The organism is Bradyrhizobium sp. HKCCYLS1011, from assembly GCF_051167795.1.
Lineage (GTDB): Bacteria > Pseudomonadota > Alphaproteobacteria > Rhizobiales > Xanthobacteraceae > Bradyrhizobium.
In genome coordinates this window covers 392,310-406,053 of the sequence record NZ_JBNPTT010000006.1, presented here as the reverse complement: position 1 = coordinate 406,053, position 13,744 = coordinate 392,310, and the positions used below count along the sequence as shown (strand labels likewise).

Sequence of the window (13,744 nt, the reverse complement as noted above, 5' to 3'; positions counted from 1 at the left end):
GGGTCAGCCTCCCCGCATGATGTCGGCGAGCCGCGGCCAGGACGTCTGGTCCGTGGCCGCATGCGCGGGCGCAAGGGTGCGTTCGGCGGCGCGCAGCTTGGCCGAGCGCGCCCGCGGGTTGGCGGCGATCTCGGCCTCATCGGGCGTTACCGGACGGCGGGTGAGCAGCTGAAAGCTCGGCGCAGACTGCGCGATTTCCGGCAGATGCCGCGAGCCGCCGCCGGTCTTGCTGCGCTCCGCGAGAAAGGTCTTGACGATGCGGTCTTCCAGCGAATGAAACGAAACCACGGCGAGCCGTCCGCCCGGCTTCAGCATCCGCTCGGCCGCCGACAAGGCAGACTGCAGCTCGTCCAGCTCTTCATTGACCAGAATGCGCAGCGCCTGGAAGGTCCGCGTCGCCGGATGGATGTCACCGGGTTTTGAACGCACGACGCGGCCGACGATATCGGCGAGCTGCCGCGTTGTCGTGATCGGCTGCTCCTTGCGCGCCGCGACGATGGCGCGGGCCACGGCGCGTGAGTGCCGCTCCTCACCGAAAATGTAGATAACATCGGCGAGGCCGCGCTCGGAGGCGTGCGCCACGATATCGGCCGCTGTCGGCCCGTCATGGCCCATGCGCATATCGAGCGGCCCCTCGAGCCGGAAGGAGAAGCCGCGCCCGGCCTGATCCAGCTGCATCGAGGACACGCCGACATCCATCACGACGCCGTCAACGGCTTCGATCCCCTGTGCGGCGCAGATCTCGGCAAGCTCCGAGAAACGCCCCTCCACCAAGGTCAGGCGACCCGCCGCTGCGTCGACCATGGCGAAGCCGCCCGCAATGGCGGTGCGGTCGCGATCGATGCCGACCAGGCGGGTTCCCGCAGTCGAGAGAATCAGGCGGCTGTAGCCGCCGGCGCCGAAGGTGGCATCGACATAAATGCCGCCCTCACGGGGGGACAGCATCGCCACCGCTTCCGGCCCGAGAACGGAGACATGGCGCTGGCCAGCCGCGCTCATCAGCCGGCTCCGGTCATGGAGCGGCGAGACAAACAGCCAGTGGTCGGCAGCGAGTCCATCGCGCCCTCGATCCTTACGCCAAATCCATCCGTCAAGCTGCCAGGCAGCGCCGCAAGCCGAGCAACGTTCCCGGCACGCTGGCGACGATCCCGGGCTCGCCGACGGCAATTCCCAGAGATTTCGCGCGTGAACGCGGTCCCATCGCCCGGATTCGGGTGTCCCCCACACCTCGAACTATCCTTCCTTCGCGTGCAGGAACGTCAATCATTGCGGCTTGCCGACCCTCGACCCGGCCCGGCTCTTGACCTCTGAGTAACGGCCGTCAACGTTAAGAAACGGTTGACGATCTCGGGCGGATTTTTGGCATCATGGGGGAACCAATAGCCGGCCTCATGTCCCACGACCACCTGCCGACCGCCCGACACACGGTGCGCCAATACAACGCTAACACATGCAATTTCCGATTGCGGGCAGGACATGCAAAGGAATAGTGGCAGGCGTGGTCCGATCTGAGTTATGGCCGTCGTCCAGTTTTCGCGCTTTGAGTCGTTCCATGCCGCCTCCTTCATCAGACAAATCCGATTCGAAGCGTCAGCGCGCATTACCGATTCCGAAGGACAGCGAGGGCGTGACGCCGTTCACGCCGGATTCCTCGATCGCCTCCGACGTGATCCCCTCGCCGAATTGCGGCGAGCGCAAGAACGGCCGCCAGCCCGATATGATCCTGCTGCACTACACCGGCATGCCCGAGGTGGAAGCTGCGATCACCAAGCTATGCACCACCGGCAGCGACGTCTCCGCGCATTATATCGTCCTGGAAGACGGCCGTATCGTCCAGAGCGTGCCGGAAGCCAAGCGCGCCTGGCATGCCGGAACGTCGTCCTGGGCCGGCGAGGAGGACATCAATTCCTGCTCGATCGGAATCGAGATCGCCAATCGCGGGCATGAATGGGGATACCCCGATTTTCCGTCGCGCCAGATCGCAGCCGTGATCGCGCTCTGTCGTGGCATCATGCTGCGCCGGACCATCCCGCCGCACCGTGTGCTCGGCCATTCGGACGTTGCGCCGGCGCGCAAGAAGGACCCGGGCGAGAAGTTTCCCTGGCATTCACTGGCCAATTCCGGTGTCGGGCACTGGGTGCAACCGGCACCGATCAAGAGCGGGAGGTCGTTGAAGCTCGGCAGCATCGGCGACGACGTCCGCGACATGCAGAAGGCGCTTGCCAAATATGGCTACGGTGTGCCGATCAGCGGCAAGTTCGACGGCACGACGATGGAGGTGGTGACCGCGTTCCAACGCCATTTCCGCCCGGCGCGCGTCGATGGCATCGCCGATCATTCCACGCTTCTCACTCTCGGGGCGCTGCTGGCGAGCCTGCCGACCGAGGCGGCCGCGCGCTAAGGAATTAGTATGTCTGGCTCAGTTCGGCGAGCCGGCGCGCATAGAGCCGCTTCAGTGGCGCAAGTTGCGTCGCCTCGGACGCGGCCAGATAGGCCTCGCGCGCCTCCTCCCTTCGGCCCAGGCGCCGCAACAGGTCGGCGCGGACGGCCGGGACCAAATCATAATCCTTCAGTCCGCCGCGCGCGACCAGCGCGTCCACCAGCGCCAGCGCCCGCGCCGGACCATCGACCATGGATATCGCAGCCGCGTGATTGAGCTCGATCACCGGCGATGGCGCGATGCGCAGCAACACTTCGTAGAGTCCCGCGATCTGCGGCCAGTCCGTCGCCTCGTAGCTCGACGCACGGGCGTGAAGGGCTGCAATCGCCGCCTGCACCGCATAGGCCTGAGGTCGGCTTTTGATCTGCAGGGCCTGGTCGACCAGCCGCAGCCCCTCCTCGATCTGCCCATGATCCCACAGGCTCCGGTCCTGTTCCTCCAGCAGCACGATGTCGCCTGACGCCGTTGCGCGGCCCGCCCGGCGCGCATCATGCAGGAGCATCAACGCCAGCAGCCCCTTGATCTCTCCCCTTGCCGGCATCAGACGATCGAGCAAGCGCGCGAGCCGAATCGCCTCATGCGCGAGGTCCGGACGCATCAAATCATCGCCGGACGTGGCAAGGTATCCCTCCGTGAAGACAAGATAGATCACGGTGAGCACGCCGCCAACGCGCTCCTCGAGCGCTTCGCGGACGGGCACCTCGTAGGGAATGCCGGCCAGCCGGATCTTCTGCTTGGCTCTCACCAGCCGCTGCGCCATCGCCTCCTCGGTGACGAGGAAGGCGCGCGCGACCTCCACCGTCGCCAGGCCGCACACCGTGCGCAGGGTGAGCGCGACCTGAACCTCAGGCGCGAACGACGGATGACAGCAGGTGAAGATCAATCGCAGCATGTCGTCATCGATCTGCCTGTCATCAACGGCCTCCTCGTCAGCCGCCGCATTGAGCTCGATCGTGTGCGCCAATTGCTGCTGCTTGTCGCGAAACGCGATCTGACGGCGGATGCGATCGATGGCCTTGTTGCGGCCGACATTGACCAGCCATGCCCGCGGATTTTGCGGCAGGCCGCCGTCTTGCCAATTTTCCAGCGCTGCTGCGAACGCATCCTGCAACACGTCCTCGGCCAGATCGAAATCGCCGACGAGACGGATCAGGGTTGCAAGCGCCCGGCCGGCCTCGTCGCGGAAGATGTGTTCGATGGCGGCTGGGGTCATGCGCATACGCCTTCAGCACTCGTCATTCCGGGGCGTCCGAATGACGAGTCCGGAATCCATAACCGCGATCGGGACTATGGATTCCGGGCCTGCGCCTGACAGCGCAGCCCGGAATGACGACGGAGAGAGCTGTCTAATTGTATACCCAGATCGGTCGCACCTCGATCGAGCCGATCCGAGCGCTGGGAATCCGCGCCGCAATGCCGATCGCGGTGTCGAGATCTTTGGCTTCGACCAGATAGTAGCCGCCGAGCTGCTCGCGCGTCTCCGCGAACGGACCGTCGGTGGTCATGAGCTTGCCATCGCGGACCCGCACCGTTGTTGCCGTTGTCGTCGGCCGCAGCCGGTCGCCGGCCTTGAAGTTGCCGCTCTGGATGATGGACTGGGTGAAGGCCTGATATTCGGCGAGCGTTTTCTCGGCTTCGGCCGGGGGCCGCTTCGCGTATTCGACCTCGTTCTGATAGATCATCAGCAGATACTGCATGGGGCTTGCTCCTTGTGATCGGCTGGATTGCCGACATTCGGTCGAATGGCGCACGCCTGAAACGACAATTTCAGGATAAATTATTTTCGGCGGTTCGCGACGACTTGACGCCCGCGGCTTGAGCCCCCATGCAAGAGCCGTCAGTCGGCCGGACGGCCGCTCCGGCAGGTGCCGAAAGGCCGCCGGGGAGGAAAGTCCGGGCTCCATCGACATGCGGTGCCGGATAACGTCCGGCGGGGGCGACCCCAGGGACAGTGCCACAGAGAACGAACCGCCCGCCTCGTCCATATGGGCTTTGGCGTGGTAAGGGTGAAAAGGTGCGGTAAGAGCGCACCGCGGGTCCGGCAACGGAACCGGCATGGTAAACCCCACCGGGAGCAAGACCGAATAGGGACGGCAACGCGGGCAGTTCGTGAAAACGACAACGCCTGCGGAAGCGGTGTCAGGCTCGCCGTCCGGGTAGGTTGCTCGAGGTTGCGCGCAAGCGTGATCCCAGAGGAATGGCCGTCACGTATCGCCCGTGCGCAAGCACGGTCGGTGCCCTACAGAACCCGGCTTACAGGCCGGCTGATATGTTCACGAGGGGTTCGGCGCCACCAGCGCCGGACCCCTCGCCATTTTGCCTCACTTATCAACTTCGGCATCTCAACTTCGGCATCGCCAGCAGCGAAGTCGGCCTTCGTCCTGCCTACACGACCGCCGAGAGCTTGCCGATCTCGGTGGCCTGCCGCTCGAACAGGGCGCGATAGAGGCCGCCCGGCCGCGCAACCAGCGCGGCGTGGCTGCCCTGCTCGACGATCCGCCCGCGATCGAACACCAGGATCCGATCGAGGCTGCGCACGGTGGCAAGGCGATGCGCGATCACGATCGACGTCCGCCCCTTCATCAGCCGTTCCATCGCCTCCTGAATCAGTGCCTCCGATTCCGAATCCAGGCTCGATGTGGCCTCATCCAGGATCAGGACCGGCGCATCCGCCAGGAAGGCGCGTGCCAGCGCCACGCGCTGCCGCTCGCCGCCCGACAGTTTCACGCCGCGCTCGCCGACCAGGGTGCCGTACCCCTTGGGCAGCCGCATGATGAAGTCATGCGCGTTGGCAAGCTGCGCCGCCTGCTCGATCGCGGCCTGGCTCGCGCCCGGCCGGCCATAGGCGATGTTCTCCGCAAGCGAGCGGTGAAACAGGATCGGGTCCTGCTGCACGATCGCGATCTGGCTGCGCAGCGAGTCCTGCGTCGCGTGAGCGATGTCCTGGCCGTCGATCAGGATGCGGCCGCCAGTGACGTCGTAGAGCCGCTGCACCAGCTTGACGAAGGTGGTCTTGCCGGAGCCGGACCGGCCGACCAGGCCGATGCGCTCGCCAGGACGGATGTCAACCGCCAGCCGGTCATACAGCGGTGCGCGATGGCCGCCATAGTGGAACGTGACCTCGTCGAACACGATGTGCCCGCCGGTGACGCTGATCGGCTTGGCATCGGCGGCATCGACGATGCCGATCGGCTCTTCGTGGATCGCAACCAGCTCGTCCATGTCATTGACGGCGCGCTGTAGGTTGTTGATGTGCATCCCGACATCGCGCAAATAGGCATGGATGACGTAATAGCTGGTGAGCACATAGGTGACGTCGCCCGGCGAGGCGCGTCCTGCGATCCACAGCAGCACGGAACCGCCGATCACGGAGGCGCGCAGGCAGAGCAGCACGCCCAGCTGCACCGCAGCCGTGGTGTTGTAGCGCAGCCAGGTCCGGTTCACCCGCCGCCGCCAGCGGCTGATCACGCGGTCCAGCCTGTCATCCTCGCGCGCTTCCGCGCCGAACGACTTCACCACCGCGTTGCAGGTGATGGAATCGGCCAGCGTGCCGCCGACCTTGGTGTCCCAGGCGTTGGAGACACGGGCAGCCGGCGCGATGTAGCGGGTCGAGAATGCGACCGTCATCGCGACATAAAGCACCGCGCCGACCGCGATCACCGCACCCAGCGAGGCCCAATGCAGGCCGAGCAGCACCATCGAACCGATCAGCACGGCGAGCGAGGGCAACAGCGCCAGCAGGATGGTGTCGTTGTAGAGATCGAGCGCCCACATGCCGCGGGTGATCTTGCGCACCGTGGAGCCGGCGAAGCTGTTGGCGTGCCAGTCGGTCGAGAAGCGCTGCACGCGCACGAAGGCGTCGCGCGCGACATCCGACATGATGCGCAAGGTGAACGGCACGATCAGTTGCAGGCCGCCGAGTCGCAGCACGATCGAGGCGAAGCCCAACGCGACGATGGCGCCGAAGGCCGTGAGCGCAGCCCGCCGCGCGGCGGAATCGACCGGGCCTAATGTCAGCGCGTCGACCAACCTGCCGGAGAACACCGGCATGAACAGGTCGGCAACCGTCGCGCCCAGCAAGCCAACGGCGATGGCGAGCGTCATGCCCGGCTGGTTCAGCCAGTGCCGGAACACGAACGGCATCACGACGCGGATGGCGGCGGGCCGCTTCTTGGCTTTCAATTTGGTGATCTCAATGGTCATGGCATCATCCGGCCACGCAGCGCGGGCCTGCTCCATCTCAATGCAGACGTGCCAGCGGCAAAGACCGCGCACGCATCATGCGAACAATCAGTGACTTATCGGGAAGTGCGGCGGCCGCGATCAGCTTGATGAACTTGATCTCGGTCGAAGCGGGGTGCAGCAGCGCTCAACGAAATGAGCGGGAACCCAGCGCAAGCTTCGGACGCGGGCAGGTGATCTGCAGATGCGACATATCCATGCAAATCTCCCCGGTTCGAGCGACAATCGCCGTTCTATATACGTCGCGGTATGATTTGGCAACCCGCCAAGATCACGTGCGCGTGCGTGCTCAGTGGGCGTCGCCTCCGCCGGCCATCGGAGAGCTCGGCTTTTTCAACAGCATCACCGTCAGGCTGAGGCCGATGTAGAAACAGGTCAGCATGAAGAACGCATCGCCATAGCCCATCACGACCGCCTGACGGTGCACGATCTGCGACAGCTGCTTCATCGCCATCAGGGCGGAATCGCCCATGCCCTGCAGCCGCTGCTGCAGCATGTTCAAGGTCTCGACCGCGGTGGCATTGCCCCAGGTGACACGGTCATGCAGCCGGCTGATATGCAGATCAGTGCGGTCGTTCAGCACCTCGTTGATCACGGCAAGGCCGACCGCGCCGCCGAGATTGCGCATCAGGTTGAACAGGCCGGAGGCGTTCTTCACCCGGTCCGGCGCCAGCGTGCCGAGCGCGATATTGTTGGTCGGCACCATCGCGCACATCATGCCGACGCCGCGCAACACCTGCGGAACGAACAGCTCCCAGAAATCGAAATCGCGGGTGATGCCCGTCATCTGATAGGAGCCGAGCGCGAACACGACGAGACCAAATGCGATGATGTAGCGCATGTCGAAGCGCAGCATCAGCCGTCCGACGATCGGCGCCATCAGGAACATGGTGACGCCGGAGACGAACATGGTCTCGCCGATCATCATCGCGCTGTAGCCGCGCACCTCGGCGAGATAACGCGGATAGATATAAGTGAGGCCGTAAAGGCCGATGCCGATGCAGAACTGCAGCAGGCAGCCGACCGCGAAATTGCGGTTGCCGAAGGCGTAGAGGTCAACGATCGGCACCCGCGCCGTCAGCACGCGCCAGAAGAACGCCACCGCCGAGACGATACAGACCGCGGCAAAGATCGCGACCGAGGTATCCTGGATCCATTCATATTGCGGCCCCTCCTCCAGCACATATTCGAGCGAGCCGAGGAAGCCGGCCATGAACAGGAGGCCCCACCAGTCGAAATGCTCGAGCAGCTCGAAATGCGGCTCGTCGAAATCGACCAGCGCCAGCACGCCGATGGTGATCAGGATGCCCGGGGGGATGTTGATGAAGAATAGCCAGTGCCACGACATCGCGTCGGTGATGTAGCCGCCGATGGTCGGACCGATGGTGGGAGCGAGCGTGGCGACGAGCCCGATAATGGGGCCGACGATGTAGAACTTCGAGCGCGGAAACACCGTGTAGGCCGAGGCGAACACGGTCGGGATCATGCCGGCGCCGAGGAAGCCCTGCAGCGCGCGCCACACGATCATCTCCTCGATGGTCGAGGCGAAGCCGCACAGGAAGCTGGACATGGTGAAGCCGGCCGCCGAGATCGCGAACAGCAGCCGCGTGCCGAAGGCGCGCGACAGAAAGCCGGACAGCGGAATGGCGATGACTTCGGCGATCAGATAGGCGGTCTGCACCCACGAGACTTCGCTCGAGCTTGCCGACAGCCCGGCCTGGATCTCGGTGAGCGAGGCCGACACGATCTGGATGTCCAGGATCGACATGAACATCCCGAACACCATGATCAGGAACGCGATCAGCCGGCGCGGCGCCACGTGCTCGGACGGCGCATCCGGCGCTGCGATCATGGTGAGATTTGCTGTCGTCGCGTTGGCCATGGTGTGTTCGGTTCGAGGTGCGGTCCAGCTCAGCAGGAGGTGCGCCCCCTCTCCCCGCGTGCGGGGAGAGGTGCAATCCATCACTGCGGATGGATCATCATCGGCGAGTCCAGGTCTTCCTCGCTGTCGGCATCCTTGGCGCCGTCGGTGGTATCGACGGTGACGTAGACCGACATGCCGGCACGCAACAGGTTCTGCTGCGCGACCGCCTTCGGCACACGGATGCGCACCGGCAGCCGCTGCACGATCTTGGTGAAATTGCCGGTCGCGTTGTCGGGCGGCAAAAGCGTGAACACGGAGCCCGCTGCCGGCGCGATGCTGTCGACCGTGCCCTTGAACTTGCGCGAGCCATAGGCATCGACCTTGATCGTCACCGGCTGACCGGGAAGGACGCGCTTGAGCTGCGTCTCCTTGTAGTTGGCGTCGATGTAGACGTCATCGAGCGGCACCACGTTGCCGAGCCGCTGGCCGACGGACACGAAATCGCCGGTGTTGACCAGACGGTTGGAGAAGGTGCCGTCGACCGGCGCACGCACGGTCGCGAAATCGAGGTCGCGCTCGGCCTTGGCCAATGAGGTCTTCAATTCCGCAAGCTGCGCCTGCGCTTCGGCCTGCTGCGCCTTGGTCACCTCGACATTGTCGCGCGCGGCATCATAGGCCGCCTGCGCCGCCTTCACCGCGGCGACGCCCTGGTCGCGTGCGGCTTCGGACTGTTCGAAGATGGCGTGCGAGGCGAAACCCTTGGTGCTCAGCGCCTGCTGGCGATCATAGTCGAGACCGGCCCGCTTCAGGCCGGCTTCGGCGGACGCAAGATTCGCCTGCGCCTGCTCGACCGCGCTCTGCTGCGCGGCGACCTGGCGGCCGATGCGGGCGATCGTCGCCTCCTGCGTGCCGATCTTGGTGCGGGCGGCGTCGACGGCGATCCGATAGTCGCCGTCATCGATGCGGAAGATGACGTCGCCCTTCTTCACCACGGCGTTGTCACGCGGCAGGATGTCGACGATATGGCCGGACACGCGGGCGCCGAGCATGGTGTTGTTGGCGCGGACATAGGCGTCATCGGTCGAGACCAGGAAGCGTCCGACCAGATAATAATGCACGCCATAACCGGCAGCGGCGAGCGCGAGCACAAGGCCGATGCCCATCATCACCCGCTTGCGCTTGCCCGATTTCGCCGGCGCTGAGGGCGCAGTCCCGTTGGCGGCCTGCGGCTGCCCCGCGGGCGGAGTCGCTTGAGGCGGGCTGCCGGCCGGGGTCTCGTTCGGAGCGTCCGGAGCATGGCGCTTGCTCTCGTCGCTGACATGGTTGCGCAGCTGCTCGCCGAGCGCAGACTCGCGCGCGACAGGCTCCGCGGCCTCCTCCGGCTCGGGACGACGCGCACGTGCAGCCTGATCTCTCGCTGCGGCCATAAGACACTCCTGAACGCTCAAAAAATGCGGCCCGCTCTCGGTCCGACGATGACATTAGCATTGACCGAACCGTTCGGTCAATATAGATATTCGCACGTGCAAACTAGGGAATCACATCCTTTCGGGACCTTTTCGCCCGCCAGAATCTTTGAAAAGACGCTGAACCAATGATTGAAGCCCAGTCCGACACTGTCCGCATCCTCGGTGAGGAGGAGACCTCGAAACGGCGCCAGATCCTCGACGGCGCCCGTAAGGTATTCATGGATCTGGGGTTTGACGGTGCCAGCATGGGCGAGATCGCCCGCGCCGCCGGCGTCTCCAAGGGCACGCTCTACGTCTACTTCACCGACAAATGCGGGCTGTTCCAGGCCATCGTCGAGGAGGAATCGCTGCAGCAGGGCGCGGCGATCTTCAAGTTCGACCCGGCCCAGGACGTCGCCGCCAATCTCGCCGGGTTCGGCGAAGCCTATCTGGCGCTGATCTGCCGCCCCGGCGGCGGCTCGGCCATTCGCACCGTAATGGCGATTGCCGAGCGGATGCCGGATGTCGGCCGCCGCTATTACGACCGCGTGCTGGAGGGCACCATCAACCGGCTCGCCGGCTATCTCGAAGGGCGCGTGAAGGCCGGCGAGCTCGCGATCGACGACTGCCAACTCGCGGCGTCGCAATTCCAGCTGATGTGCCAGGCGACGCTGTTCCTGCCGTTCATCTTCCAGGCCGCCCCTGCCCCCTCGCCCGAACGCATCCGCGCCGTCGTTGACAGCGCGATCCGGATGTTTCTGGCGGCATATGGGGTGAAGGGATAAGGGCCAGACAGAGCCGCACGAACGCTGTTGGCAGGTCCCACGCTGTCGTCGTCCGGCTTGACCGGACGACCCGGTATTCCAGAGACCACAGTGATTGAATCGATAGAGCGCGGCGTACTGGATCGTCCGCTTGCGCGGACGATGACGGCGGAGGTCAAAGCAGCAGCGCCGTAAACTCGACAAGGCACACGTTCTCCCTCTCGCGGCGGACTACGCCCGAGCTTCGCAGATGGATCACCCTCGAAAGATGGAGGGCGCAGGGAATGCCGGGTGAAGGCCTCACCCATGGCCCGCCTGCGAAAAAAATGCAGGCGGCAGGTACCACAGGTGCTGCCGATCAACCGGCATTCCCTGCGCGATGGTCTTCACGCTTATACGCAGTCTCCCTGGTGCGCCGGGCTTTCTGGCCACCATGTCGCGCATGATGCTGACGCATCAGCGCGAGGACACCAGCGTCGGGGTGTCAGGACGCTGCGACTTCACGTCCGCAGCAACACCGTTCGTCAGCGCATCAAAGATACGCTCCGGCTCGCCGCGGCCATCGCTCCCCGCCTCGCGTGTCGTGACGATCGCGCGCAACGCCCCTCCGCAAGTGAGGCGGGATGCCGATAGACAACCACGATTTCTGAAAATACGAAACAAGAATATTTTTCGCCGGGGGACTGGACAGGCCGACTCGCGTTGAAACTGCAGTCGAACTTCGCGTTTTGGCGGATATTTCCCGCGCGAGTCTCAGAGCGGGCAAAACCAGCCTGCTTGTGCGACCGCCACCCACGCGAGGGCGGACATCACCCTGGTCGGCACCAGGCTGGTTGAGCACGTTGCCAGTCGAGTCAAACTGTGGCCTTCTCCAGCGCAAGAGCGCAATCGAACTCTTACCCTGAAGCAAGGACATGCCAGGACCCTCAACAAGGAACATGCATCAGTTACCTGACGTCTTCTCGTTAAAGCGACTGCTTCAGTCTGTGGCGATGCTTGACACGATTATCTGCCCTCAGTGGGAGCATCGTTACTACTCATTCAACTCCAACTGGGCCGCAGGAGAAATGGTTGGCTCCATGCGAAACGGTCAGGGCGATGAGTTCTTTGCAGCGTTCAACTGTCACGGAACCTTCATCAAAGGCTTTGACCATGAGTCCGCAGCGGCATCACTAGGACTGCCTAGTGAACGTTTCTATCGCGCTCTGCCTCACCACTTCGCGGCATTTAGCCGTGAGCCTGCGTTCTCCCCCGAGTACGTCACGTTTTGCATGTGGCGCCTTTCCGACGAACCAGCATGGTCGAGTGCAAAGATTGAGCTGCCCGAAGCCGAAGACAGCGATGGTTCGGCGCATCTTCTTGAAATTCTTGATTGCCTACCCAAAACGTACTGGCGCTGGGCCACTGAATATTACGAGACCGAAGTGTCACAACAGGCTGTGATCGCCGTGTACGAACACCGCACGCTGACCGAAGAGATAGTAGCCTCTCTTAATCCGACCTGCAGTGTCGCGGCACTCCGCGACGATATTGCTGAGATCGGCTATCCAAGTTGAGACTTTTGTCGCTGATGACAGCCTCGGGTCAGAGGCGCCGGCCGAAAACGACGGGCTCTGCCCACCTTGATGACGGACCTCAGTCCGTCGGTCGATGCGCTCCTGCTGAGATGATGCCGTGGTGCTTTGCAAGGCGGTCGTAGCCCGGATAGGCGAAGCCTACCTGGGATTCTGCCCGCATGTCGCTCCGCTCATGCGAGCTACTCGCTGCCGGAAGGTCGGCTTGGGGAAGGTTTGCGTACCCCCAGGCGTTCGGCGAAGCGCATCAGGTAGCCATCCGGATCTTGAACGAGAAATTCACGCTGTCCGTATTCCTGGTCCCCGACCCGATACCAGGTTTCGCTCGGTTGCTCGTAGAGCGGCCAATTTGCATTCTCCAGAGCCTTCAGGATCGGCGCGATGCGATCGACGACCATCTGGAAGTTGATGCCTCGTCCAAACGGACGCTCCATCGCCGCCGTCTCCCAGCGCCCGTTGAGCTCGCAAAGCATCACCTGCAAACGTCCCCGCACGAGATATGCAAATCTGGCAGCTGGGCGATCATAAGCGACTTCGAAGCCAAGCAGATCCCGCCAGAACGATAGGCTGTCTTGTAGGTTCGAGACGCTGAGTTCAGGGACAAGATCGGCCCAGCCGCCTTGCGGCGCATTCCCCATGCTATCGGAGGTCGCACGAGAGACAGGATCTGAAAGGAACGATTGAGACATTTTGGGATCACCCGGCGGCTAATTTCATGTCCGACCAGCTTGTCGGCCCGCTCTTCACCGGAATATCAAATTGAAGAGCGTATGCAATCCAATAACTCTTCTGGGAAACGTCACTCGACTACGAACACCCCGTCGCAAGGCATACACATCCGACATGATCGACTTGTAGTTTGGATCTGAACTGTCCTGCTCAATTCGGGTCGCCCCATCGCAAGCATCACTCGGCTGCTAACGTTCAGGTGTCGCTGTGCCCGAAACCCGGTGGCCAGGACAGTGATCGCGCTGATCGTGTCCATGGCTCTTCCATGATCTGCGCTAGACCCTCAACGAGGAAACCCGGACCTCGTCTGATCAAGCTCTCTGATGACTTGGGTCCGCTCGGTCCGAGGAAAAGCAGCTTGATCGGCATGAAAATACCAGAAGCCGCTGCAGATCGACAGACCGTGCGATACTCATCGGTGCTTGGTCACCGGCTTTCGAAAACCGTACAGGAGTGGAGGAGCCGAGCGCATTAGTTCACTCTCCAACTCGTGACTCAAAAATGTGAATTGCTTTACAGCGACAGGCCGCCGCGCTGCTAGATTGCGCGCGGCTGATTAGCTCAAAGCCAAATCAACTCGATCCCAACTCAGTCGTCGATGCCTGTGCGAGTGTATGTGGATCCTATCGCCAGGGGCCATCAGCCAGGTTGCGTATCTGACTATGGACCGACACGGGCGGCAG

The 13,744-nt window shown here is 63.4% G+C and carries 11 protein-coding genes and 1 other RNA gene; 4 read left to right on the top strand and 8 right to left on the bottom strand.

Translation table 11 applies throughout. The features are described from left to right. Nucleotides 1-3: 3 nt before the first annotated feature. A complete protein-coding gene (gene rsmH / locus ACQR1W_RS22355; RefSeq protein WP_434852812.1) occupies nt 4-999 on the bottom strand; it encodes a 16S rRNA (cytosine(1402)-N(4))-methyltransferase RsmH in 996 nt (331 codons plus the stop codon). A 553-nt stretch (nt 1,000-1,552) separates the two neighbouring features. On the opposite strand from rsmH, the gene ACQR1W_RS22350 reads away from it, so the two are divergent. Next, nucleotides 1,553-2,401: an N-acetylmuramoyl-L-alanine amidase gene (locus tag ACQR1W_RS22350; RefSeq protein WP_434852811.1), complete on the top strand. Its 849-nt coding sequence runs from the start codon at nt 1,553-1,555 to the stop codon at nt 2,399-2,401. A gap of 4 nt (nt 2,402-2,405) precedes the next feature. On the opposite strand, the gene ACQR1W_RS22345 is transcribed toward ACQR1W_RS22350, so the two are convergent. Together ACQR1W_RS22345 and ACQR1W_RS22340 are read right to left on the bottom strand one after the other, a co-directional pair. Then, entirely contained in the window at nt 2,406-3,653 is a 1,248-nt protein-coding gene (locus tag ACQR1W_RS22345; RefSeq protein ID WP_434852810.1) for an RNA polymerase sigma factor, read from the bottom strand. Between the two features lie 133 nt (nt 3,654-3,786). Then, nucleotides 3,787-4,137: a YciI family protein gene (locus ACQR1W_RS22340; RefSeq protein WP_434852809.1), complete on the bottom strand. Its 351-nt coding sequence runs from the start codon at nt 4,135-4,137 to the stop codon at nt 3,787-3,789. A gap of 140 nt (nt 4,138-4,277) precedes the next feature. Here ACQR1W_RS22340 and rnpB point away from each other — a divergent pair. Then, nucleotides 4,278-4,712, top strand: an RNA gene (gene rnpB, locus ACQR1W_RS22335) — RNase P RNA component class A. 113 nt (nt 4,713-4,825) lie between these two features. Here the strand turns inward: rnpB and ACQR1W_RS22330 are convergent. The 3 genes from ACQR1W_RS22330 to ACQR1W_RS22320 all read right to left on the bottom strand — a co-directional run bounded on the left by ACQR1W_RS22330 (nt 4,826) and on the right by ACQR1W_RS22320 (nt 9,973). Continuing rightward, nucleotides 4,826-6,643 (bottom strand): ABC transporter ATP-binding protein, encoded by a 1,818-nt coding sequence (locus tag ACQR1W_RS22330; protein ID WP_434852808.1) that lies wholly within the window; start codon nt 6,641-6,643, stop codon nt 4,826-4,828. Nucleotides 6,644-6,971: 328 nt separating this feature from the next. Continuing rightward, on the bottom strand, nt 6,972-8,564 hold the full coding sequence (locus tag ACQR1W_RS22325; RefSeq protein WP_434852807.1) for a DHA2 family efflux MFS transporter permease subunit: 1,593 nt from the start codon (nt 8,562-8,564) through the stop codon (nt 6,972-6,974). Nucleotides 8,565-8,644: 80 nt separating this feature from the next. Beyond that, nucleotides 8,645-9,973, bottom strand: a complete 1,329-nt coding sequence (locus ACQR1W_RS22320; protein WP_434852806.1) for an HlyD family efflux transporter periplasmic adaptor subunit — start codon at nt 9,971-9,973, stop codon at nt 8,645-8,647. A gap of 167 nt (nt 9,974-10,140) precedes the next feature. Here ACQR1W_RS22320 and ACQR1W_RS22315 point away from each other — a divergent pair, with 167 nt between their 5' ends. Further along, a complete protein-coding gene (locus ACQR1W_RS22315; protein WP_434852805.1) occupies nt 10,141-10,779 on the top strand; it encodes a TetR/AcrR family transcriptional regulator in 639 nt (212 codons plus the stop codon). Between the two features lie 435 nt (nt 10,780-11,214). On the opposite strand, the gene ACQR1W_RS22310 is transcribed toward ACQR1W_RS22315, so the two are convergent. After that, nucleotides 11,215-11,358: a hypothetical protein gene (locus ACQR1W_RS22310; RefSeq protein ID WP_434852804.1), complete on the bottom strand. Its 144-nt coding sequence runs from the start codon at nt 11,356-11,358 to the stop codon at nt 11,215-11,217. A gap of 392 nt (nt 11,359-11,750) precedes the next feature. On the opposite strand from ACQR1W_RS22310, the gene ACQR1W_RS22305 reads away from it, so the two are divergent. Beyond that, the gene (locus ACQR1W_RS22305; RefSeq protein WP_434852803.1) at nt 11,751-12,314 is read left to right on the top strand and encodes a hypothetical protein; all 564 of its coding nucleotides are present in this window, start codon (nt 11,751-11,753) and stop codon (nt 12,312-12,314) included. Nucleotides 12,315-12,514: 200 nt separating this feature from the next. On the opposite strand, the gene ACQR1W_RS22300 is transcribed toward ACQR1W_RS22305, so the two are convergent. Then, nucleotides 12,515-13,021, bottom strand: coding sequence for a bleomycin resistance protein (locus ACQR1W_RS22300; RefSeq protein WP_434852802.1), 507 nt, complete (start codon nt 13,019-13,021; stop codon nt 12,515-12,517). Nucleotides 13,022-13,744: the final 723 nt, after the last annotated feature.

Bases quoted from the DNA above. Each gene is read 5' to 3' on its own strand.
- ACQR1W_RS22305 (WP_434852803.1), top strand. From the start codon at position 11,751: ATGCTTGACACGATTATCTGCCCTCAGTGGGAGCATCGTTACTACTCA.
- ACQR1W_RS22350 (WP_434852811.1), top strand. From the start codon at position 1,553: ATGCCGCCTCCTTCATCAGACAAATCCGATTCGAAGCGTCAGCGCGCA.
- rsmH (WP_434852812.1), bottom strand. From the start codon at position 999: ATGAGCGCGGCTGGCCAGCGCCATGTCTCCGTTCTCGGGCCGGAAGCG.
- ACQR1W_RS22345 (WP_434852810.1), bottom strand. From the start codon at position 3,653: ATGACCCCAGCCGCCATCGAACACATCTTCCGCGACGAGGCCGGCCGG.
- ACQR1W_RS22300 (WP_434852802.1), bottom strand. From the start codon at position 13,021: ATGTCTCAATCGTTCCTTTCAGATCCTGTCTCTCGTGCGACCTCCGAT.
- ACQR1W_RS22315 (WP_434852805.1), top strand. From the start codon at position 10,141: ATGATTGAAGCCCAGTCCGACACTGTCCGCATCCTCGGTGAGGAGGAG.
- ACQR1W_RS22320 (WP_434852806.1), bottom strand. From the start codon at position 9,973: ATGGCCGCAGCGAGAGATCAGGCTGCACGTGCGCGTCGTCCCGAGCCG.
- ACQR1W_RS22340 (WP_434852809.1), bottom strand. From the start codon at position 4,137: ATGCAGTATCTGCTGATGATCTATCAGAACGAGGTCGAATACGCGAAG.
- ACQR1W_RS22325 (WP_434852807.1), bottom strand. From the start codon at position 8,564: ATGGCCAACGCGACGACAGCAAATCTCACCATGATCGCAGCGCCGGAT.
- ACQR1W_RS22330 (WP_434852808.1), bottom strand. From the start codon at position 6,643: ATGACCATTGAGATCACCAAATTGAAAGCCAAGAAGCGGCCCGCCGCC.